Origin of the sequence: Adhaeribacter arboris (assembly GCF_003023845.1) — a bacterium.
GTDB lineage: Bacteria > Bacteroidota > Bacteroidia > Cytophagales > Hymenobacteraceae > Adhaeribacter > Adhaeribacter arboris.
This window is the reverse complement of record NZ_PYFT01000001.1, coordinates 4592749-4613833: the sequence shown is the minus strand read 5'-3', so window position 1 is coordinate 4613833 and position 21085 is coordinate 4592749. Positions and strand designations below refer to the sequence as shown.

Annotated in this window: 20 protein-coding genes; 6 read left to right on the top strand and 14 right to left on the bottom strand. The window is 42.9% G+C overall.

The window, feature by feature from the left end:
- Positions 1-87: 87 nt before the first annotated feature.
- Positions 88-954 carry a peptide chain release factor N(5)-glutamine methyltransferase gene (prmC, locus tag AHMF7605_RS18760; protein ID WP_106931575.1) on the bottom strand — a complete coding sequence of 289 codons (867 nt, stop codon included), beginning with the start codon at positions 952-954 and terminating at the stop codon, positions 88-90.
- A 158-nt stretch (positions 955-1112) separates the two neighbouring features.
- Here prmC and ribD point away from each other — a divergent pair, with 158 nt between their 5' ends.
- From ribD to AHMF7605_RS18745, 3 genes are all read left to right on the top strand, one after another.
- The gene (gene ribD / locus AHMF7605_RS18755; RefSeq protein ID WP_106931574.1) at positions 1113-2150 is read left to right on the top strand and encodes a bifunctional diaminohydroxyphosphoribosylaminopyrimidine deaminase/5-amino-6-(5-phosphoribosylamino)uracil reductase RibD; all 1038 of its coding nucleotides are present in this window, start codon (positions 1113-1115) and stop codon (positions 2148-2150) included.
- A gap of 47 nt (positions 2151-2197) precedes the next feature.
- The gene (locus AHMF7605_RS18750) at positions 2198-2680 is read left to right on the top strand and encodes a GAF domain-containing protein (protein ID WP_106931573.1); all 483 of its coding nucleotides are present in this window, start codon (positions 2198-2200) and stop codon (positions 2678-2680) included.
- Between the two features lie 86 nt (positions 2681-2766).
- On the top strand, positions 2767-3309 hold the full coding sequence (locus tag AHMF7605_RS18745) for a hypothetical protein (protein ID WP_106931572.1): 543 nt from the start codon (positions 2767-2769) through the stop codon (positions 3307-3309).
- 76 nt (positions 3310-3385) lie between these two features.
- Here AHMF7605_RS18745 and AHMF7605_RS18740 read toward each other — a convergent pair whose 3' ends face one another.
- The 3 genes from AHMF7605_RS18740 to AHMF7605_RS18725 all read right to left on the bottom strand — a co-directional run bounded on the left by AHMF7605_RS18740 (position 3386) and on the right by AHMF7605_RS18725 (position 6493).
- Positions 3386-4066 carry a phosphatidylserine decarboxylase family protein gene (locus AHMF7605_RS18740; RefSeq protein ID WP_106931571.1) on the bottom strand — a complete coding sequence of 227 codons (681 nt, stop codon included), beginning with the start codon at positions 4064-4066 and terminating at the stop codon, positions 3386-3388.
- A gap of 459 nt (positions 4067-4525) precedes the next feature.
- Entirely contained in the window at positions 4526-5548 is a 1023-nt protein-coding gene (locus tag AHMF7605_RS18730; protein WP_106933531.1) for a Gfo/Idh/MocA family protein, read from the bottom strand.
- 492 nt (positions 5549-6040) lie between these two features.
- Positions 6041-6493, bottom strand: a complete 453-nt coding sequence (locus AHMF7605_RS18725; protein ID WP_106931569.1) for a hypothetical protein — start codon at positions 6491-6493, stop codon at positions 6041-6043.
- Between the two features lie 535 nt (positions 6494-7028).
- On the opposite strand from AHMF7605_RS18725, the gene AHMF7605_RS18720 reads away from it, so the two are divergent.
- Positions 7029-7577: a DUF2911 domain-containing protein gene (locus AHMF7605_RS18720; RefSeq protein WP_106933530.1), complete on the top strand. Its 549-nt coding sequence runs from the start codon at positions 7029-7031 to the stop codon at positions 7575-7577.
- Between the two features lie 112 nt (positions 7578-7689).
- On the opposite strand, the gene AHMF7605_RS18715 is transcribed toward AHMF7605_RS18720, so the two are convergent.
- From AHMF7605_RS18715 to AHMF7605_RS18700, 4 genes are all read right to left on the bottom strand, one after another.
- Positions 7690-8193, bottom strand: a complete 504-nt coding sequence (locus tag AHMF7605_RS18715; RefSeq protein WP_106931568.1) for an MOSC domain-containing protein — start codon at positions 8191-8193, stop codon at positions 7690-7692.
- A gap of 116 nt (positions 8194-8309) precedes the next feature.
- Positions 8310-9128: a sensor histidine kinase gene (locus AHMF7605_RS18710; protein WP_106931567.1), complete on the bottom strand. Its 819-nt coding sequence runs from the start codon at positions 9126-9128 to the stop codon at positions 8310-8312.
- Complete coding sequence (locus tag AHMF7605_RS18705; RefSeq protein WP_106931566.1) at positions 9128-9571, bottom strand: hypothetical protein; 444 nt, start codon at positions 9569-9571, stop codon at positions 9128-9130. The genes AHMF7605_RS18710 and AHMF7605_RS18705 overlap by 1 nt, the downstream gene beginning before the upstream one ends.
- Complete coding sequence (locus AHMF7605_RS18700; RefSeq protein WP_106931565.1) at positions 9568-10245, bottom strand: response regulator transcription factor; 678 nt, start codon at positions 10243-10245, stop codon at positions 9568-9570. Before AHMF7605_RS18700 ends, AHMF7605_RS18705 begins: the two co-directional genes overlap by 4 nt.
- Before the next feature lie 329 nt (positions 10246-10574).
- Between AHMF7605_RS18700 and recJ the strand changes: the two genes are divergently transcribed.
- Positions 10575-12284, top strand: coding sequence for a single-stranded-DNA-specific exonuclease RecJ (gene recJ / locus AHMF7605_RS18695; protein WP_106931564.1), 1710 nt, complete (start codon positions 10575-10577; stop codon positions 12282-12284).
- Positions 12285-12307: 23 nt separating this feature from the next.
- On the opposite strand, the gene AHMF7605_RS18690 is transcribed toward recJ, so the two are convergent.
- The 3 genes from AHMF7605_RS18690 to gloA2 form a co-directional block, all read right to left on the bottom strand.
- Positions 12308-13285 carry a YihY/virulence factor BrkB family protein gene (locus AHMF7605_RS18690; protein ID WP_158267562.1) on the bottom strand — a complete coding sequence of 326 codons (978 nt, stop codon included), beginning with the start codon at positions 13283-13285 and terminating at the stop codon, positions 12308-12310.
- Positions 13286-13837: 552 nt separating this feature from the next.
- Entirely contained in the window at positions 13838-15625 is a 1788-nt protein-coding gene (locus tag AHMF7605_RS18685) for a DUF885 domain-containing protein (RefSeq protein WP_106931562.1), read from the bottom strand.
- 102 nt (positions 15626-15727) lie between these two features.
- On the bottom strand, positions 15728-16114 hold the full coding sequence (gene gloA2, locus AHMF7605_RS18680) for an SMU1112c/YaeR family gloxylase I-like metalloprotein (protein ID WP_106931561.1): 387 nt from the start codon (positions 16112-16114) through the stop codon (positions 15728-15730).
- 219 nt (positions 16115-16333) lie between these two features.
- Here gloA2 and AHMF7605_RS18675 point away from each other — a divergent pair, with 219 nt between their 5' ends.
- On the top strand, positions 16334-17098 hold the full coding sequence (locus AHMF7605_RS18675) for a toast rack family protein (protein WP_158267561.1): 765 nt from the start codon (positions 16334-16336) through the stop codon (positions 17096-17098).
- Between the two features lie 128 nt (positions 17099-17226).
- Here the strand turns inward: AHMF7605_RS18675 and AHMF7605_RS18670 are convergent, their stop codons facing one another.
- From AHMF7605_RS18670 to AHMF7605_RS18660, 3 genes are all read right to left on the bottom strand, one after another.
- Entirely contained in the window at positions 17227-18438 is a 1212-nt protein-coding gene (locus tag AHMF7605_RS18670; protein WP_106931559.1) for a sialidase family protein, read from the bottom strand.
- Positions 18439-18811: 373 nt separating this feature from the next.
- Positions 18812-19324, bottom strand: coding sequence for an SMI1/KNR4 family protein (locus AHMF7605_RS18665; RefSeq protein ID WP_158267560.1), 513 nt, complete (start codon positions 19322-19324; stop codon positions 18812-18814).
- Positions 19325-19537: 213 nt separating this feature from the next.
- Positions 19538-21076 carry a RagB/SusD family nutrient uptake outer membrane protein gene (locus tag AHMF7605_RS18660; RefSeq protein WP_106931557.1) on the bottom strand — a complete coding sequence of 513 codons (1539 nt, stop codon included), beginning with the start codon at positions 21074-21076 and terminating at the stop codon, positions 19538-19540.
- Positions 21077-21085: the final 9 nt, after the last annotated feature.

The following is a 21085-nucleotide window of genomic DNA, read 5'->3' as shown; positions in this document are numbered from 1 at the left end:
AAAGTTCTCTTTACCGACATATTTATTAGTTAAGTACTAAATTTGAAAATAGACAGATTTTATATTCTTTTATTTATTCAATTCCAATCATTTAGTGTCCGGATACGCCGCCGACACAAAACGATCTTTCCCGAATAAATCGGTATGAGTCCGGATGTTTTGAAAGTGATATTCTTGCAATAGTGTTTCTAAAGCGGTAGCATACTTTTCGTTTATTTCAAAGTAAAGCTTACCGGCGGGTAACAGTAACTGCTGCGCTACTTCGGCAATCCGTTGGTAATAAATAAGCGCATCGGTATCGGGCACAAACAAGGCCAAAGGCGGTTCAAAATCGAGCACATTCCGGCGCATCAGGTTTTTCTCACTTTCCAGCACGTAGGGTGGATTACTTACCAGTACATGCAGGCTCTGCGGCGGCAACGGCAAGGGTGATGTAAAAATATCGTGCTGCAACCAATGGATAGGCAACTGATACTGCTCGGCATTACCGCGGGCTACCGCTAAAGCCGGCTCCGACACATCCAGCCCGTACACGGTAGCCTGCGGCAAATTCTTACTTAAAGCAATAGCAATGCAACCGCTTCCCGTACCCACATCCAGTATTTGCAGATCTGGTAAGCTTTTATTTTCCTGAATGGTAAGTTGCACTAATTCTTCGGTCTCGGGTCGCGGAATCAGCACATCGGGGGTTACCCGTAATTCTAAATCGTAAAAATGGGCGTACCCGGTAATATACTGCAAGGGCTCGTGGTTTTGCAAGCGTTGCAGATACGGCGTAAATTTCTGCCAGATTTCCGGAGAAATAGGTTCTTGTTTGCGTAGGCTAATTTGCGTCCGGTTCCAGCCTAGCTCGTGCTCTACCAATAACCAGGCAATACTATTTGCTTCGGAGAGATCGTAAATCAAGTTTAGTTCCTGCGTCAGATAATCCAACAGATTTTGCAAATTTTTCAAACAAAGTAATTTTTAAGGTGTATGTTGGAGTAGTTTAATTAGAAGGTTTTAAGTTGTAAGCGGCGAGTGGTAAACCAAAGAACAGCGCATCCGGTAAAGATGAAAATATTTGTTTCCTTCCGTTCATCACTTACTTTACAAAAATAGGGATTTCTGAAATGAGATTTGCAGATGAATTATACATGCGGCGGGCATTAGAACTGGCTGCTCTCGGCCACAACACTACCCGGCCCAACCCGATGGTTGGCTGTGTGGTAACGTATAAAGGTAAAATTATTGGGGAAGGTTGGCACCAAAAATACGGCGAGCCGCACGCCGAAGTAAATGCCATCAACAGTTTGGCCGATAAAAGTTTACTACCTCATTGTAAAGTATACGTAACCCTGGAGCCTTGTTCGCATTACGGGAAAACGCCTCCCTGCGCCGATTTTTTAATTGAGCACGGCATACGGAGCATCTTTATCTGCAACACCGACCCTAATCCCTTGGTTGCCGGCCGGGGCATTAGGAAGTTATTAGATGCCGGTTGCGAAGTGCACGTGGGCTTATTAGAGGAAGAAGGATCAGAATTAAACAAACGATTTTTCACTTTTCACCGGCACAAGCGACCGTATATTATATTGAAATGGGCCGAAACCGCCGATGGTTTTATCTCCCGGCCCAACGGAGAACCAACCGCTATCAGTGGGCCGCTGGCCAAAAAGTTAGTGCATAAATGGCGCACCGAAGAACAAGCCATAATGGTGGGTACTCGTACGGCTTTATCGGATAATCCCCAATTAAATGTACGTGAGTGGACGGGCAATGCTCCCATCCGGATAGTAATGGATAAAGATTTACGCCTGCCGCCTACCTTGCATATATTCGATAAAAAACAGCCTACTCTGGTTTACAACTACGAACGCCACGAGCATAACCCTAACCTGGAGTACGTAAAAATAACTCCAGCTGCCGATTTACTAGAGCAAATTTTACCTGATTTATACCGGCGAACCGTACAATCGGTGTTAGTAGAGGGCGGTACCATTTTGTTAAATTATTTTCTGGAATCGAATACCTGGGACGAAATCCGGATTTTGCGAAGCCCCCAACAACTGGAAGCCGGCGTGAAAGCCCCTGCCCTATCCCTTTGCGGTTTAACCCAAACGGCAACAATCGGGGACGATGAACTGTTTATTTACCGAAAGTACCCGTAATGTTCTACGTGAAACGTAAAATGTACAACCTAAAACATACTACTTAAATGGCCGAAAGCGTAATTGTTGATTCAAATTTAACGAAAGCAGAAAAGTACGAAACCTTACTACCGCAAATAGAAGCTTTAGTAACCGGCGAAATTGATTTAATTGCCAACCTGGCTAACGTAATGGCAGCCTTAAAATTCGGGTTACATTTTTTCTGGGTAGGCGCTTACCTGGTTAAAGAAGGCGAATTAGTATTGGGACCGTTTCAAGGGCCGGTAGCCTGTACGCGCATTGCTTTTAACCAAGGCGTTTGCGGCGCCTGTTACACCCGCCGCGAAACTATTCTGGTGCCCGATGTAGAAGCTTTTCCGGGCCATATTGCCTGCAGTTCCGCTTCAAAATCGGAGATTGTAGTACCGGTATTTAAAAATAACGAAGTAGTCATGGTACTCGATGTAGACAGCGATCAATTAACCGATTTCGATGAAACGGATAAGGTATATCTGGAACGGTTAGCAGATTTAATGGGGAATTGGTTTTGAACTAAAAGTATTTAACATTTGGTAAGCATCACTAAATAGTTGCATAGACCTTTTAAAATCTTTGTATTGGGTAATCAAAAAGAAGAATGCAATATTTATTCAAGCTAATACTCCTGACTTCTTTTATTCTTTCTTTTAATTCTTGCAATAAAGTAAGCCCATCCCGTAAAAAATTAACAAAACTAAATCCAGTTGAGCAGCTAGATTCTTTAAGATTGACCTTAAATAATCTTCTAAAAACGAATGATTCGCTTAAAACAGAACTCCAAAGATGGAAAAGAGAATTTAACAGTTTAATTGAAGCATCATCCGGCGAATTTACAGACACCGAGGCAAAGGACGACAACGAAGCTTATGGTTTTACTTATAGAATTGAAATCTATTTAAGCGAAATTTATAAATCTTTGTATTTAACTAAAGTGGAGTCTTACGGCGAAGGCTCCCAAAGAATAGGTTCAACCTTTAAGATTAACTTAGAAAAAGAGTTAAATATTTCTCCTGAAGAAACTAATGATTTGAAGTTTATCAAATGGAACTCACCAGCTGAATTTAAAATAAGTGTAAATAAAAAAACATCTATTATTCAGATAATTAATCCTCAGAAGGTAGAAATAATAGATAAAAATTAAAAAGAGCAAAGATTGAAGTTGCTCTAATTCTGGCAGGTTTTTAAACAAAAATAAATGAAGTAAGTACGCGGTAGGCTTACCCAAAAAAAGAGCCACTGGTTTTTAATTGGGCAATAACGGTTTGACCACCTTTGGTTTTAGTGCCGAGGTTTACTTTAATATCGGTATCAAGGGGCACAAAAATATCTACGCGCGAGCCAAATTTAATAAACCCGAATTCTTCTCCTTGGTTTACTTCGTCGCCTTCGGTTACGTACCACACAATCCGGCGGGCCATGGCGCCGGCAATCTGCCGGAATAAAATGTCCGGACCGGCATCGGAGGTTACTACTACGGTGGTGCGTTCGTTTTTAGTGCTCGATTTGGGGTGCCAGGCGACAAAATAATTACCCGGATGGTATTTAAAATATTTTACAATTCCTGAAACCGGATTACGGGTAATGTGCACGTTAATTGGCGACATAAAAATGGAAATCTGTTTGCGGGTATCTTTAAAGAACTCCGGTTCGTGTACGTCTTCAATAACAACAACTTTACCGTCGGCGGGGGCAATAACTAAATCTTCGTGCGTAATTAAATTGCGAAACGGGCTCCGAAAAAACTGCAATAACAGCAGAAACGCAATACCGGAGATTGCCAGGAAAATTTTATTGAAGGTTTCGTGGGGAGCATTAAACCGAAATAAAAGCAGGTTCGCTATGAGGAGACCCAGAAAGGTAAAAAATAAAATTTTACGTCCTTCTTTGTGAATTTTCATGTAGGAAGAGTTTAAGCTGCAATAATAGTAAAATAAATGCTGACCCGTTTACCAGATTTTGCATAAAAAGAACATCCGTTAAAACCAATCTGGTTAAAGTGGCCCAGAACTACTGCGATAAGTATACGGCTTTTACTTTTTCGGGATAACGGGAAAATACCCGAATAGGCACCTAAGTAAGTTAAATCTTTGTAAAACCTGGCGATCAAAAACTCTTACAATCCCCTTCCGGCTCTTACCTTTAATTCGTTTTTGTTGGGTTTCATGGATTAAACTGGGTAATTTAAATTCCTGATTATTATTCTAAAACAGAAAAACCCGGCAATTAATCTACCGGGCTTTTTTGTTTAATAGTATCCAGTAAAAGAAACTGAGTACTTCGACAAAACCAGTTCAGACTATGCTCGACTAATAAATCTTTGATTATTAAAAATTAATAGTCGAGCAACGAACAACTATTTATACTTTTACCGGTTTACCTTGTTTTGCAGCTTCGTAAATGGCCATCATGTATTTCACATCGCGTAAACCTTCTTCGCCGGGAGTTTTGAGTGTTTTATTTTCCAGAATGCACTCCGATAAATGATCCATTTCGGCGGCAAAATGATTTTCTTCCTGTACTTTCACCTCGTGCTTACCGTCTTCCAGTTTTAGCTCCAGGTTGTGTTCGTAGTAATCGGTAGCCGGGTCTAAAATGAGCGAGCCTTTGGAGCCAAAGGCCTGAAAGCGCTTGACGCCTTCGTACCCGTAACTGGAGCTGCAATTGGCTAAAACCCCACTTGGAAAACGCAACGTAAAAGCTACTGTTTCTTCTACTTCTTTAAACCGGGCATCGTTCGGGTCGCTGTGAATCATGGCGGAAATTTCTACGGGTTCTTCGCCGGTTAAATACCGCATGGCATTTAAGCTGTAAACGCCAATATCCATTAAAGAGCCCCCACCGGCCAGTTCTTTGTTGGCGCGCCATTTATCTTCGGGTTGTTCGGGATCCAGCATACGGCCGTGGTCGGAAGTAAGAAAACGTAATTTGCCAATTTGCCCACTCTTAATCAGTTCCATCGATTTTAAGTTGAACGGTTCGTATTGCGCCCGGTAAGCAATCATGAGCTTTTTGTTAGCTTTTTGGCAGGCATCAATCATTTTCTGACAGTCGGCCACGCTGGTAGCCATGGGTTTTTCGCTCATTACGTGTTTACCCGCCTGCGCCGCGCGAATGGTATATTCGGCGTGCATGCTGTTGGGCAGCACAATGTAAATAACATCTACCGCGGGGTTATCTTTAATCCGGTCGAAGTTCTGGTAATCATAAATGTTTTCCGGATGAATGTCGTTTTCAGCCGCGATTTGCTGAGCTTTTTCTGGGGAACCGCTCACCAGAGCTACTAATTTTGATTTCTTACAATTGGGAAATGCCGGAATTAATTGCTGAGTCGCAAATTTACCCAACCCAACGAGTGCCCAGCCTAACTTCTTTTCTGCCATAATTTTATTTTGATTTGGTAATACTGGAGCAATTGCTGTTTCTGTTACAAGCCCTGAGCCTACTATTGGTACCCCGTAAATCAACTGTTTTATAAAATACGGCGCGATGGCCCTTGCCCGGAAGATTTCTTCGGCCTAAAACAGCTTTGCTAGCACAAACGCATTTACCAAAAAGGTAGTTACAAGAAAAAGGCGCCTCTCCTACGTAAAGAGCAAGCTTTAGCAAGAACAATTTTAATAGATAGCGGAATTAAGCGAATATTTTTTATAAATCGGGTTTATACTCCTTTGATTCAGGCAAAGGCCGTACTAACCATTATGGCTGGCTGTTATTACCAAGTTTTACCTGATTTAGGTTAGGTAATCAAAAGAAAACAGGAAAGACGGGTTCAGGAAGTTGAATGTAACCGGGTACGTTTAAAGGCATAAAAAAACCTTACCAGATAAGAGGTAAGGTTTTTAATAGAGGATCAAGAACTATAAGCATAGGTTTTATTTTATCTGTTTAAAGAAATAAACAGAATTGTCGGGAGTTACCCGCACTAAAACCTCTCTTTCGCCTTTTTTCAATTCCACGAAATAAACAGTACTAGTGTTGTTATACTCGATTACTTTGCCGATTTCGTAGCCTTTGTAAGCTTTTGCTATTCTGGCTAAGGCAGTTTCGGATAATTGCTCTACTTTACCAGGTTGGGTAGTGGCAATGTGCTCGCCGTTTAAATTGTAAAAAGCAGTCATGGTAACTCCATCCAGAATAAAGAAAGCTTTCTGAAATTTTTCGGTTACTTCCCAGTTTACGTTGGTAGCTTTGGCGTACAAGTCGTTAAACTGAGCTTGGGCATTAGAAGTAACTCTGGCTTCTTTACTATATCTGTAATCGTCTGCGGCGTAGGTGCTTACTGATAACCCGGTTACCAGTAGGGCGGTGTAAATTACTTTTTTCATTTTGTTTGCATTTAAATTATGCAACAAAGTAAATCAATCATTATCATATTCGCAAGTAATTAGCATTATTATTAATTAATTTTCATAAAATTTAACATTTACTTAATAATTACACAATGCAACTGGTTGTTTATGAAGTACATCCTAGAAGATTCTGAACAAACCACTCTATTTGAATACATAATTAAAAATTATACAATTTATTTTTCGGATGCGGTTCGTTCAGAATAGTATTTTCCACCTCTAGTAGCTAAAAACAGGGTTTTGTAAAAGAACAAAAAATATAAACTCGACTATTGGTGGTTTTTAGTTATATTTAAGTAGTATTACAAGGCCTACCAAGCAAAATATTTTAAAGATTAATGCCCAATAAAAATCCGGTACATCCAAGTAATACTATTATTAGTATTTAGCAATAGAACTCTTGCATGGCGCTGACAATATCTGCTCAGTAACAACGTTACTCGGGAGAAGTCAGAGAATTGTTACCTTTTTCTTATTTTAAATTACATTCAACTAAAAACCTATTATGTTAATGAAACAATTAAGAGCAAGCCTGTTACTTGGTTTATTTTTAGCTATTACTACGCTGGCTTTTGCCCAGCAAGATAAGGCCCAACGGGTGAGTCCGCCGGCTACTGCGTCGGGTAAAATTGGTACTACCCAGGTTACCATTAACTATAGTTCTCCTTCGGTAAAAGGCCGGAAAATATTTGGCGAAAAAGAGCCGTATGGCAAAGTATGGCGCACCGGTGCGAACGAGGCTACAACTATCACCTTCGATAAAGATGTAGTGATTGAAGGCCAAGCTCTGAAAGCCGGCACCTACGCCTTGTTCACTATTCCGAACCAAACCGAGTGGACCGTAATTTTTAATAAAACCGCTGAACAATGGGGAGCTTTTAAATACGACCAGGCGCAGGATGCTTTACGCGTTAAAGTAAAACCGATGACCAGCAAAGAATTGACCGAGCGCCTGAAATTTGAAATTACGCCAAAAGGTAAAAATGCCGGCATGGTTACCATGAAATGGGAAAATGCGCAAGTATCTTTCCGCGTTAAAACCAACGACGCAGCGGCATAAGGTATTAAACATTAGTAATAAAGACAGAAGCCCCGGTTATAATAAACCGGGGCTTTATTTTTTTAAGTGAAACATATTTATACTTTCTTTAAAAAACTGCTATTAGTAAATTTTAAACCTGAATCTTTACGGCATCGCCTAAATTCAGGCGGCCTCCTTGCAGAATGCGGGCGGTAATTCCCCCGTGCCCCCGCATGGCATTATACCCACCTGGCCCCAGGTTGGTTTCCATGCGCGAACACGGATGGCACAAGCCCGTCATTTCGAGTAAAACTTCGCCTACCCAGAACTGCCTATCTTTTAAAGCCAGTAAATTAATGCCTTGCACCACCAAATTCCGGCGGAGCAAACCCGGATCTAACTCCCTACGGTGCAGCATAGAAGCAACGGTCATTATGTGCTCCGCTTGTATAAGCGTTACTTGCCGCTTGCTGCCGGCTTTACCACTATAATGGTCGCCGGCTAAACCTTGCTCGGTTAAAGCCACTACGGTATCTACGGTTTGCAGCGGAGCCGAACGCGCCGGACGAATGCCGATCCAGGTAAGATTACCTACTTGCGGTAAAGTTTGAATTAACAGGCCTAAGGCAGACCCCTCGGAACTGGGAAAAAACATATACTTTTTAATTCAGTACTACGGCTAATTCTAAATGCCGGATTTACTTTGCTAATGGACCATTTTCTCACTCTACCGTTGCTCGTCGGAATTGGCGAAGGTTGGCCAAGTAATATTTAAAATTGTAGAATAAAGCAATGAAACGGCTCCTGGTAAGAATAAGAAATATCCAGGTTATTTAAGTAGCAGATTTTCTTAACAATGGCTAAGCCTAAGCCCAACGAAGAAGAATTTTGCCCGTTGCGCCGGAAACGGTTGAAAATTTCGCATTCCGGAAAATCGAGCACGGGACCGGTGTTGCAAATGGTGAGTTGCTGCGGCTGTAAACAAACTAAAATCTCGCCTTTTTCGTAGTTGTGGCTTAACGCATTCTTTACCAGATTACTCAGCAGCACGTCTAAAAGATACGGATCAATGGTAATAAAGGCATCTTCGACAGCCTTAAAATTAATTTTAACCTGCTTTAACTCGGCTAATTCTTTGAAATTAAAAAGTAAGGGTTCCAGAAAGATCTTTAAATCCAGCTTTTCGCGGTTGGTAAATTCCTGGTTTTCAATTTTACTGATTAATCCCAAGGTCCGGCTTAACTTAGATAAGTGAGAAGTAGCCCGGTAAATGGCGCCAATGGTTTTAGCCTGTTCGCCGGATAGCTTTTCCGACTTTTGCAGCATTTCAATTTTTGCCTTTATAATAGCGAGCGGCGTTTGAATTTCGTGCGAAATATTTTCGGTGAATTCCTTCATATTCCGGAAATCGTGCTCAATGCGGCCGGTCATTTGGGCAAATAAGTTGTTTAGCTCTTTAAACTCCTTGGTAGTGGTGGGCACTTCGGCCAAGGCCGTGCCCTGGTTGAGCGAGTAATGTTTAATCTGCTCCAGCGTATGGTTAAAGGGTTGCCATAAATACCGCGACGACAAATAATTCAGTAACAGCATTAAAGCCAATAGGGCCAGGAAAACGTAAAACAACGACGTAATAATCCCCCCAACAGCAACTGCGACTCTTTTAACGACATGTACATAGAAACGCGGTAAAGCTGTCCGTTTACCACCTTATCTAAAGTACGTGCCCGGAAAGTCTGTCTTTCACCTTCCATCTCGTTAAACATAATGGTATCGCGATCGTAATTTTGCAGCAACGGCTTTTTCTGATTAGACAAGGACTCTACGTGTTGTGACTTAAATGAATTTATTCGTTTTAAATCCACTTGAGGGTCAGCAAGGTAACCGGTGATACGGGTTTCCTTATACGTAAAATAATCGCGGATCCGTTTCTCAATAAAATTATTGGTAATATTATACAACACCAAACCGCTGCTCACAATTACTATGGCCGTAATTAACAGGTACAGCAAGGTGGTTTTGGTAATCAGCCTCATTCTGTTACAAATTTATATCCCATACCGTACACCGATTTTATGTTACTGGCACTGCCGTAACTTGCTATTTTTTTGCGTAAGTTTTTAATGTGCGTGTAAATAAAATCAAACGAATCCGCCATATCAATATTATCCCCCCAGAGGTGTTCGGCAATAGCTTCTTTGTTTAAAATACGATTGCGGTTGCTCAAAAAATATAACAGCAACTCGTATTCTTTGCGGGTTAAAATAATCTCGTGTTCGTTTATAAAAACTTGCGCGGTAGCGGTATTTAAACGCAAATCGCCGACGGTTATCTCGTGGCTGCCATTAAACCGTTTGCGCCGCAGCAACGATTGAATCCGGGCATTGAGCTCGGCCAGGTGAAAAGGCTTGGTCAGGTAATCGTCGGCTCCTAAATTTAAGCCGGTAAGTTTATCGTCTAAAGCATTTTTCGCCGAAATAATGAGTACGCCTTCATCGGGTCGCTTTTGCTTTAATTGCTTTAAAATTTCCAGACCACTCCCATCGGGCAAAGTAATGTCCAGCACAATTACATCGTAGGCATATATGTTTATTTTCTCTTCGGCCGATTGGTAATTATAGGCAGTTTCGCAGAGGTAGCCTTCTTGCTTTAAATAATGTACTAACGTCTCCGAAAGCTCGCGATTATCTTCTACAATTAATATTTTCATAAGTAAGGGAGCACTTTACGGGTAAACTCACCTCAAAAGTACTTCTGTATTCTGAAGGAAAATTGAAGCCAACTAGAGGACTTAATCGCGAAAGAAGATAAACAGCATAATTATAAACAGGATAAAGAAGAGGTACATCAGCGCGTCCGTCTGGATATAATCTTTGTATTTGAAATAAATTTCTTTTAGCTTTTTCAAAAGGTTTACCCGTTAACTCTCGTTAAAATTACATAATACTTCAAAAGAGCGGAAGCAAATTTGGAACTTCTCATCTGAAATCTTTATTAATATCCGTACTTTTGTAGTTATACACAGTTGCCAGTAGTGATATGGAGAAAAGATGGGTTTATAAACCAATGCCGGATGATGTTACCGTAAAACGAGTTTCCGAAAATTTAAATATAAGTCCCACGCTGGCTAGTGTTCTTTGTCAACGAGCTTTGTGCTCTTTTGAAACCGCTAAAGCTTACTTTCGTCCTTCCCTCGACGACCTGCACGATCCGTTTTTAATCCGCGACATGGATAAAGCGGTAGATCGCCTGAACGAAGCTATTCACCAAAACGAAAAAGTACTTATTTACGGAGATTACGACGTGGACGGGACTACTTCGGTAGCTTTGGTTTACAGTTACCTGCGGCAATACATTAAAGAACTGGACTTTTACATTCCAAACCGCGAAACCGAAGGGTACGGTGTTTCCAGCCAGGGAATTGATTGGGCTTACGAACACAGCTTTACGTTAATTATCAGCCTGGACTGCGGCATTAAATCGGTGGATAAAATTAGCTACGCCAAAACTAAAGGCATTGATTTTATTATCTGCGACCACCATTTACCCGACACTGTAATTCCGGAGGCCGTAGCGGTACTCGACCCTAAACGGGCCGATTGTCTTTATCCGTACAAAGAATTATCGGGCTGCGGCGTGGGTTTTAAATTAATGCAGGCCTTTGCCATTCAAAACGATATCGACACAACCTCTTTGTTTAGTTTGCTGGATTTGGTGGTAGTAAGTATTGCCGCTGATATTGTGCCTATTACCGGTGAGAACCGCATTTTGGCTTATTATGGCTTACGCGTTTTTAATTCCGGAGCGCCCCTGCGGCCGGGTTTACAAGCTTTAAAAGAACTGGCCGGTTTAAAAGAAGAACTGGATATAAACAGCATTGTATTTGGGTTTGCGCCGCGCATTAATGCCGCTGGCCGCATGGGTGACGCCAAACGCTCGGTACACATGTTACTCGCTGAAACCAAAGAAGAAGCATTCCAGAAAGCCGATATTATTAACGAATCGAACAAAGAGCGTCGGGGCTACGATACCAGCATTACCAAAGAGGCTTTGCTGATGATTGAGCAGGATTCGATGCTGCGGAAGTCTAACTCGACGGTATTATACAAAGAAACCTGGCACAAGGGAGTGGTAGGTATTGTGGCTTCGCGGTGCATCGAAAAATATTACCGCCCAACTATTATTTTAACGCAGTCTAACGGTAAAGCTATGGGCTCGGCCCGCTCGGTGCCTGGTTTTGATGTGCATAGCGCTATTGTAGAGTGCGCCGATTTATTAGAGCAATACGGGGGCCACATGTACGCGGCTGGCTTAACCATGAAGGTAGAAAACGTGCCGGCTTTCCGGGAGCGCTTCGAAGAAATTGTGTCGCGCACCATTACCGAAGAATTACTTATTCCGCAAATTGAAATTGACGCCAAAATTAGCCTCAGCCAGATTACGCCCAGTTTCTACAACATTATTAAACAAATGAAGCCTTTCGGCCCTGGCAACCACGCGCCGGTATTTTGGTCGGAGTGCGTTTTTGATACTGGTTCGTGCCGCGTAGTAGGCGATACGCATTTAAAACTACGATTGGCGCAAGATGGCAATACGCCTCTGGATGCTATAGCTTTTGGCATGGCCGACCACTGTGATCGCATTCAGAAAGGCATTCCGTTTGACGTATGTTATAGCATTGAAGAAAATGTTTACCGAGGTGTTATTTCGATGCAGTTGCGCATTAAAGACATCCGGTTTGCCAGTTAATTCGTTGGAATTAGCCACATCTATTAATCATAATTACTGATTAACTTTCTAATTCCATTCCAGGACATATACGCCGGCAGCTTACCTGTTTTTGGTTCTGCCTGTAATTTTGCTACTGGTGTTTTGTGGTGTTTAGTCCGGAAACGACGCACAAAAGCTTTTGGCCGAACTTTAAAAGCTTTGTAATGGGCGTACGATTTCGTAAAAGAAGCCCCGTAGAACATGAGCATCGCTGAATAAAAAACAAACAACATTAAAATTAAAATCGAAGCTGAGGGTCCGTAAATAGGGCCTAGATTACTGTGCAGCAATAACCGGCCTAAAAATAATTTACCCACGGTAAATAACAGCCCCGTAAAAAACGCTCCCACCCAAACAGGCCGCCAGGGAATGCGGATGTCGGGTAAATATTTAAAAGTAATCGCAAACCAAGCCGTAACAATCAGGTACGAAATCAAGGCATTTCCTAAACGGATTATATAAAGTCCCCGGCTCGGCAAAACGTAGAATAGCGTATCACCCAAATAATTAATCGCCGACTCGGCAAGTAAAGTAATAATAAACAGAATACCCGTAAATATAATCAGGCCCAGAGCAATCAGGCGGGTTTTAAGAATCCGGTGCACAGTGCCGGTAGGGCAAGGATGCACATCCCATAGCTGATTAAGCGAACTCTTCACTACCATAAACAAGGTAGTGGCTACAAAAATCAAAAACAGCATGCCCAAGGTAGCATAGTAGCCATTTGGCGGAATGTGCTGAATATTATCCAGAATTTTACTTAACTGACCGGAACCACTCCGGTAACCTAATAAACTTTGCACTTTTTCAATTAACTGCGCACTGATGATGTCCGTGCTGTACAATAAGCCCAGAAAATTGATAAGTAATACTAAAATGGGAGGAAGCGCAAAAGTAGTAAAAAAAGCCGTAGAAGCGCCTAATCGTAACGGATCGTTTTTCCGATACTCCCGAAAGGCGTCCTTTAAAAGGAACTGCATAACCTTTATTTTCCGATATAGCCGCATCTTAAAACCGGGTACGTAAGAAAGGGAGTAAAATGTTAAATATAGTTTAAATAAGTTTATTTTATTTTAATTCTATCTTGCTAAAAAGCAATTTTGTTGGTTTGTTTAGTGCAAAAGGACAGTATTTAATGAATTATGTTTTATTGCATTTGTCAAAATGCCGGTAATTTAAGAAATAATTAATCGTTTGCCTTTGGAACCTGTTCCAGTCTCCAGTTGACGGTGCTGATGCGGTTTTAAGAGTAGCCAGTTTGCCTTGTGGCCAGCGGGCCTGGTTTGGCTCTCTCGGGCGGTTTAGCGAACCTTGGCTCACTGCGTTGCGCCAAGCCTCGTTCCTCGGCACCGGAACGCTAAAAGGCCCTCCATAGCCAAACGAGTGTCGTTTATTCTTGGCTACTGGTTTTACCGCATAACGGTAATTGAATACCTTAAAATAAAGTTTAGAAACAAAAACGAAGCCTCAGCTTCGCTTTTTGTTCAGGTAATTTACTTATATTTTATTTAGGCTCTGTGCCGGAGTTTGCTTTATTTTTGATTGGCGGCCCAGGCGTTCATTTTGGTTTCGAGAACGGCTAAGGGCATAACGCCGTCGCGTAGAATTTCGTCGTGGAAGTTACTTAACTTAAACTTGCTGCCTAGTTGCTGTTGGTAGCGGTTGCGCAGTTCCCGTATTTTAAGCTCGCCGGTTTTATAAGAAAGCGCTTGTCCCGGAATAGCCATGTAGCGTTCTATTTCGGCAATAATGCCTTGCTCATCGGAAGCTTCGTTTTCTTTCGAGAACTGAATGGCTTGTTCGCGCGTCCAGTTTTTGCTGTGCATGCCGGCATCTACTACCAACCGGATAGCGCGGTGCATTTCGCCGCTCAAACGGCCAAAATACTGGTACGGATCAGTGTACAAGCCCAGTTCTTTGCCTAAGCCTTCGGTGTAAAGCGCCCAGCCTTCGCCATTGGCCCCGTACCAGCCAAAACGCCGGAACTTGGGTAAATCTTCGTTTTCGTATTGCAGCGATATTTGGTAGTGGTGACCCGGAATGGCTTCGTGCAAAAACAACGATTCCATTTCGGTGCGGTTGTAGTCTTTAGGGTTAAGCACCGGCACGTAAAAAACACCAGGCCGCGAACCGTCCGGAGCCGGCGGGTTATATTCGGCACTGGCCGAAGCTTCGCGGAAGGCCTCGGTTTGTCTTACTTCAAACTTAGATTTTGGTACGCGGCCAAACAATTGTTTTAATTGCGGCTGCATCCGCTTCTCAATGTTCAGGTAAGCATTCAATACCTCCTGGTCGGTTTTATAAGGTTTAAAGCGGGCGTCGTTTTGCACAAATTTAAAGAAAGCCGGTAAATCGCCTTTAAAACCTACCTGCTCCTTTACTTTTTCCATTTCGGCGCGAATACGCTTTACTTCCTGCTGACCCGTGTTAAATATTTCGTCGGGCGTTTTATCGGTAGTAGTCCAATATCTTACCAGGTAATTATAATATTTGTCGCCGTTGGGGATAGCGCTAATGCCGGAAGTAGGGCGGGATTTTGGCAAATATTCCTGCTCCATAAAATCGTGCAGTTTTTTGTAAGTAGGCACCACTTTTTCTTTAATGGCTTGGGTATAAGCCTTGGTTAACCGATCTTTTTCAGCCGCTGGAATATCTTTGGGAATATTTTTAATCGGGTCGAAGAAAATACTTTTGCTTGGGTCGTTGGTCAGTAAAGCTTTTAATTGGGGCAACACTTTTTGCGTTAAAGCTTTAGGTAAAACGTAGCCGGCGGCCAGGCCACGGCGCATGTTGGCAACAGCGGTATCACCCCAAGTCTGGAAACCAGTCATCCGGCCTAAAAAATTATCGTAATCTTTAACGGTTTTAAAAGGCTGGTTACTGGCCCCCGAGCCTAGTTGGGCCATGGTAAGCGGCAAACCCCAGAACTGGTTTACCGGCATCAGGTGTTCCGGAAAAGTTAGGCCTTCCAGGGCCATTTGCATATCGCGTTTAAAAATAGCGTAACTCAGTTTTTCCTGGACTTTCAAGCTAGCGGTATCCAGTTGATTTAGTTGAGCCAGGTAATTATTGTACAAGGCTTTTGCTTTAGCCCGGTGCGCTACCGAAATATCGATGGGCAACTGGTCGTTGTACCGGTTATCGGCTACGGCGGTAGCTTCCAGCGGGAAAAGCTTTAAACGCTCTTCGTAATAATTTTTAAGAATGGTATCCAGGTTTGCGTTGCCAGTAGTACTGGTAGCATCTGACGTTTCTGATGTTTTTTTATTACAGCCAAAGATTAAAGCCAGGAACAAGAAAGGAAAAAATAGCTTTTTCATAGGAGAATTAGAGCTTGGATTTAAAATCAATAGAATAGCATTACTATCGCTGTTGATAAATTAAGTTACGCGAAAATTTTATACTAATAAATGCCTAGATTTTTATTTTTCATACAATTCCAGCGGCAAGCCATCCGGATCGGAGAAGAACGTAAACCGTTTGTTCGTTAAAGCATCCACCCGAACCGGCTCGTACGTTACCTGGTGTCGCTCCAAGTGCGTCAGGCAAGCATCCAGATCCTTCACTTCGAAAGCCAGATGCCGTAATCCCCGCGCTTCCGGCTGGCTTACCCGCGCCGGCGGGTTGGGGAAAGAAAATAACTCAATCTGGTAGTGATCGCCTACGGCTAAATCCAGTTTATACGAATCGCGTTCGGCGCGGTACGTTTCCTGCACAATAGATAAGCCTAAAACCTGCACGTAAAAGTGTTTCGAACGTTGGTAGTCGGCGCAAATAATGGCCACATGATGAAGGCGTTGAAGCAGCATATTTAATCGAAATAAATTGTAATTTTAAGAATCTGGCTTTCCCTTCAAAAGGACACCCGCTTTATTTATGCAAAAAGCCCGGCTCTTGCATCAAGCCATTCAGAAAGCAATATAGGCAGATAAACGCCTATGTTCCTTTAAATTTTAACCGTAACAATTTTTCTGATTTATTTTGTTGAATCCTGTACTTACTCTAACCTATCTATTATGTCTATTAAAATGAAATCTACCCGAATTGCCCTATTAAGCACCTTTACCGCAATAATGGCTTTTTGCCATCCTGCTACTGCCCAACACACCTCTTCGCAGAGCTTGGATTTAAAAAATGTAAAAACGCTCCAGGCCGAAATTCAGATTAACGCCGGTACTTTAAAAATAACCACGCAAACTATACCCAAAGCCGATTCACGGTTTACCTACACCAAAGAAAGCTGGAAACCGCAAATAAAATACAACGGCGAACCGGGCAAAGGTCTGCTCTCCATTAAACAACCCGAGGAGAAAAACACCAACATGAAGGATAAAGACCGCAACGACTGGGACATTAAGCTGCCGCAGGGTGTAGTTACTACTTTAAACCTGCGCATGGGTGCCGGCGAAGGCAATGTAGATTTGAGCCGGGCGAAAATAAACCGGTTGGTAATGGAAGCAGGCGCCGGTGAGTTTAACGTAAATTTGGCTAATACCTCCGTTAGTGATCTGCAAGTAAATGCGGGGGTAGGCGAAGTAAATTTAGATTTATCTGGCAACCGTACTACCAACCTGAAAGCTACTATTAACGGCGGCATTGGCAGCCTAAACCTGGTGTTACCGCGCAAAACGGGCGTACGGGTAAAAGTAAATGGCTTAGGCGGTCTGGATAACGAGGGGCTGAAAAAGCAAGGTGGCTACTACGTGAACGAGGCGTATGGCAAAACATCTCACTCCGTAGACATAACCATTAATGGTGGCTTGGGCAATGTAGAGCTAGCCTTGGGCGATTAAGTTTCTTTGCTTCAAATAAAAATTAGCTTCATCTAAAGGCATACCTTCAGAACGAAACTATCCTAGCTACTCAGGGAGGCGGCGTATATCGGTTAATTCGTCGCGCTCCCCATTTAAATCATTATTTATTACCGCTGAATATGGCCTATTTTCTGGTAGATTTCACTATGTCCATCCGAAAAATTTCGGGTGGTAACCAGCACCAAAGTAGTAGCATCTTTTAAAAACAGAGAACTGTAATAAGCGCCTTCGCTGTTAGGCAAATTAGGCCAGGGGTACGTAATATTCGTGAAATTCCGGGCGGCACTATTGCCAGCCAGTATGAGCATGGTATTCTTCTTCCAATCCGAGCCAACCGAACGCCCACCGGCATCCTGGCACGAAAGAATAATTTCGCCGGTAGGTAATTGGATCATAAAAGGCGCACCGCCCCAGATATTCTCATCCGTAGCTAACCACCGCCGATTGTTCTGCGTGGTACCCGGACTGGCATAATGAAAATTAGCCTCCTTTGATGACCACACTACCCACGGCGATTTAGAATTATTTACCGATTCAATCGGGAATACAATGCCTTTATTATCTTTTAAAACCAGCGGTACCGCCATGCCGTCGCGCATGCCTGCCGTATAGGCTACCGAGCGGGAAGAACCCCAGGTTACGCCGTTATCGGTAGAAGTTAGCATCCGGATTTCCTGCTGCGGGCTGCTGCTGGGCCACCAGTTTGCTTCGCTGGAGTAAAATAAATCTATTTCGCCGGTAGGTAGTTGAATGAATGCCGGTTCCCAGGCGCGGCCCGTATTTATAATGATTGGAGTACCAAAAGTCCAGCCCCGATCTTTGCTGATGCGCACCTGAATATTAGCGTGGGCGTTATCGTCCGGTCGGCCCCGGCCGGTATAAGTTAGTAATACGTCCCCGTTCTGAGCCACGAATATCTCGGGATTCGAAAAACCGTAATAATTCGGATCGTTGTCCGTCATGATAATTTCCGGCTCCGACCAGGTTATACCGTTATCAATGCTTCTTTTCAGGGCGATGTTATCCCATTCGTCACCTTGCGGACCAAAGTGATACGTAAATAGCAAAGTATCTCCTTTTACCCGGCGGATGCGGCCGTACTCGGCGGAATATACCTGGTGCGATAGTTTGGTAGCCGTTGTTTCCCATTCGATCGTAAGAGTAGGCCGGGTATTGTCGACTGGCGGTTGTTCATCCGGGTGAAAAGTATTCGTTGGTGGGTTTACCGGTCCCGGGTTGTTTTTAGAGTCGTCTTTACACTGCGTAAAAATCAGCAGGCTTAAAATAAATAGCAGGGCTTTCGGCCTTATTAGGTGCATTGTAAGTTAATTTTCTAGTATTAGTAAAACGTATAAATGATTTTTAAAATTTCTTTGGAAGAATAGTGGATATTACTTGGAGCCTTCTCAAGTCTCCATTCATTGGTGCTAATGCGGTTTAATAAGTAACCTGATTGCCTCATGGCCGGCGGGCCTCGTTTGGTCATTCGGGCGGCCGCTCCTCCTTTCCTCGCTGCGCTGCGGAATGTTGCTTCACGCAACACCGGATTCGCTAAAGGCCCTCATCGCCCAAACTGCTGTTATTTATTCTTAGCTTCGGCTTTTCTGTTTAATTAGGTATAAGTAGCAATTAGATAAAACAGACAATATAGTTTACTTTCATTTTAAGGTGAGGAAATTCTCTTCTTGATAGTTAGAGATCAGAAGGAATAATTTCTTCATCATCGATAGACAAGTATTCCCCATTCTTCAGGTGATTTTCTAATACATATGGGATTCTTTTTAAAAAGTATTCAAAAAACTCTTTTATTGAAGGAGCAATTAATTTATGCTTAAACGATTCATCATTATAAATATATACAGGGTGATTTATTTCTTGTGGGTTATCGAGATAGCTATAATAACCACCACCATCACTCATAAATGTTAAATATCGATTGCCATCGTGGGTATACATCTCGTCCGGAACAGCTTGATTCAAGTCTAATAAACTTCCCATTTGCTTATTGTTAATACCTACTAAGGCATATTGTAGGAACGACAGACCATTACTATAGTTATAGATTTCCAGTAGCTGCTCATCTAGTTTAATGGATAAAAACTCTTCAACAAATTTAACCATGCGGCTATTTACTAGCGGAAATGTTTTAATTAATTGCGGATATTGTTTTTGAAGCGCTATTATTTCATCTATAATCTTATTCATCTCTAATAACAAGCATACCATTAGCTTATTGTTAATATTTATATTATCTAATTTACACTATAGCACACAATGGTGCAGATTTACTTTCAAGCCTTCCGAACTTACCCGCAAATATAGTTTTATAAATTGCCACTACTCTGAATGAAACAAAAGCAATAAAAGGGCATTCACTGCCCTTTTATTAGAATGCACTAGGTTCCTTAATCGGGGGAATTAATAGTTGGGGTTCTGGTTTAAATTCGGGTTAATGTCGGTTTCTTGTTGGGGGATAGGCAGTAGTTCGTTTTTACCTTTGACAAACGTACTGAATGCCGGATCGCGCTGAGCTAGCTCCGGACCTAGATCTCCCCAACGGGTCAAATCGTTCCAACGGTGGCCTTCACCGGCTAACTCTAATAACCTTTCTTGCTTTAGCTGCGCTAAAAATTGATCCTGGTTTAGATTAGGCAGGGCGGTAGATAAAGGCGCCAAACCGGCTCGTTGCCGTACCCGGTCAACGTAAGGGTACGCTTGCGCGGTACTACCCGTAGCATTTAAGGCTTCGGCGTACATTAACAGCACATCGGCATAACGGATGTAGCGCCAGTTGTTAGGTGAATTGTAGCCTTCTTCGTTTTTCCAATGATCGTTCAGAAATTTTCGGAACCACACCCGCTGGCCATTATCCGTGCCGTACCGTTTGGCAAAAGTTTCTCCGTAAATCTGGGTGAAATTTGGCCCGCGTACATCGGTAGAATCGTACAGAAAAGTAGCAGCTAACCGAGGGTCTCTCCCTCCGTCTTCGGTTGGCTCTTTCAGGAACTGATGCACTACCCAGCGTTGGGCTTCACCGTCGGACCAGCCAATACCCGGCGGGGCAAAAAACTGTGCAATGGAAGTACCATAATTTAAATTATCGGCCCGCGGATCGGTATCATCGTCGTGATTTTCGGTGGGGTTGCGTTGAAACTGCCACTCAAATACGGATTCCGCATTATTCTCGGTAGTAATTATAAAGTTTTCGCGGTAATCGGGCATGAGGCTGTAGAGCGAACTGCCTTCGCCGGTTACCAGCCATTGCAAAGGAGTAAGCGCTTCGTTGTATTTACGCTGCTGCAGGTACGCTTTGGCTAATAAAGCATACGCCGCCCCTTTGGTAGCCCGGCCTAAATCGTCGGGGTTGGTATATTTAGCAGGTAAAACGGTAGCGGCCTCCGATAAATCTTTTTCAATCTGCGCCCATACTTGCGCCTGGGGCGTAGTAGCTGGTTTATCGGTAGTGGTAGAGGGTTCCAGCATTAAAGGTACGTTTCCCCACAAGGTTACCAAATGAAAGTAAAATAACCCACGCAAAAATTTGGCTTCGCTGATAACCCGCTGCTTTTGCGCTTCGTCCATTTGAATAGCCGGTACGTTGGCAATTACCTGATTAGCCCGGAAAACCCCAATGTAGCTGTCGCGCCAGATATCGTAAGAACCCCAGAAGTTGTAATCGGTTATCCGGAACTGGTCCATGTTATTCACAATGTCGGTAGCGGGACTTTGGCTACGGCCTTCGTCGGAGCGAATAATGTAGTAAAAGGGGAGCCAACGCGAAATAGCGCCCCGGTGCAGCGTACTGTAAACCGCATTTACCCCTTGTTGGGCATCGTCTGCCGTTTTCCAGAAAACTTCTACGGTGGGTTGGTTAGGGTTTACAATATCTAATTCTTTCTCACAACTGCCTAAGCCCAAGCAAGCGATAAACAGGGAAACTATAAAAATCTTTTTCATATACTATTT

Excerpts from the sequence above, each read along its gene's own strand:
- AHMF7605_RS18675 (WP_158267561.1), top strand. The coding sequence starts at position 16,334 with ATGAAATCTACCCGAATTGCCCTATTAAGCACCTTTACCGCAATAATG.
- AHMF7605_RS18715 (WP_106931568.1), bottom strand. The coding sequence starts at position 8,193 with ATGTTTTTTCCCAGTTCCGAGGGGTCTGCCTTAGGCCTGTTAATTCAA.
- recJ (WP_106931564.1), top strand. The coding sequence starts at position 10,575 with ATGGAGAAAAGATGGGTTTATAAACCAATGCCGGATGATGTTACCGTA.
- AHMF7605_RS18745 (WP_106931572.1), top strand. The coding sequence starts at position 2,767 with ATGCAATATTTATTCAAGCTAATACTCCTGACTTCTTTTATTCTTTCT.
- AHMF7605_RS18730 (WP_106933531.1), bottom strand. The coding sequence starts at position 5,548 with ATGGCAGAAAAGAAGTTAGGCTGGGCACTCGTTGGGTTGGGTAAATTT.
- AHMF7605_RS18690 (WP_158267562.1), bottom strand. The coding sequence starts at position 13,285 with ATGCAGTTCCTTTTAAAGGACGCCTTTCGGGAGTATCGGAAAAACGAT.
- AHMF7605_RS18710 (WP_106931567.1), bottom strand. The coding sequence starts at position 9,128 with ATGCTGTTACTGAATTATTTGTCGTCGCGGTATTTATGGCAACCCTTT.
- AHMF7605_RS18660 (WP_106931557.1), bottom strand. The coding sequence starts at position 21,076 with ATGAAAAAGATTTTTATAGTTTCCCTGTTTATCGCTTGCTTGGGCTTA.
- AHMF7605_RS18685 (WP_106931562.1), bottom strand. The coding sequence starts at position 15,625 with ATGAAAAAGCTATTTTTTCCTTTCTTGTTCCTGGCTTTAATCTTTGGC.
- AHMF7605_RS18705 (WP_106931566.1), bottom strand. The coding sequence starts at position 9,571 with ATGAGGCTGATTACCAAAACCACCTTGCTGTACCTGTTAATTACGGCC.
- AHMF7605_RS18740 (WP_106931571.1), bottom strand. The coding sequence starts at position 4,066 with ATGAAAATTCACAAAGAAGGACGTAAAATTTTATTTTTTACCTTTCTG.
- AHMF7605_RS18750 (WP_106931573.1), top strand. The coding sequence starts at position 2,198 with ATGGCCGAAAGCGTAATTGTTGATTCAAATTTAACGAAAGCAGAAAAG.
- AHMF7605_RS18670 (WP_106931559.1), bottom strand. The coding sequence starts at position 18,438 with ATGCACCTAATAAGGCCGAAAGCCCTGCTATTTATTTTAAGCCTGCTG.
- AHMF7605_RS18700 (WP_106931565.1), bottom strand. The coding sequence starts at position 10,245 with ATGAAAATATTAATTGTAGAAGATAATCGCGAGCTTTCGGAGACGTTA.
- AHMF7605_RS18720 (WP_106933530.1), top strand. The coding sequence starts at position 7,029 with ATGAAACAATTAAGAGCAAGCCTGTTACTTGGTTTATTTTTAGCTATT.
- AHMF7605_RS18665 (WP_158267560.1), bottom strand. The coding sequence starts at position 19,324 with ATGAATAAGATTATAGATGAAATAATAGCGCTTCAAAAACAATATCCG.
- AHMF7605_RS18725 (WP_106931569.1), bottom strand. The coding sequence starts at position 6,493 with ATGAAAAAAGTAATTTACACCGCCCTACTGGTAACCGGGTTATCAGTA.
- ribD (WP_106931574.1), top strand. The coding sequence starts at position 1,113 with ATGAGATTTGCAGATGAATTATACATGCGGCGGGCATTAGAACTGGCT.
- gloA2 (WP_106931561.1), bottom strand. The coding sequence starts at position 16,114 with ATGCTGCTTCAACGCCTTCATCATGTGGCCATTATTTGCGCCGACTAC.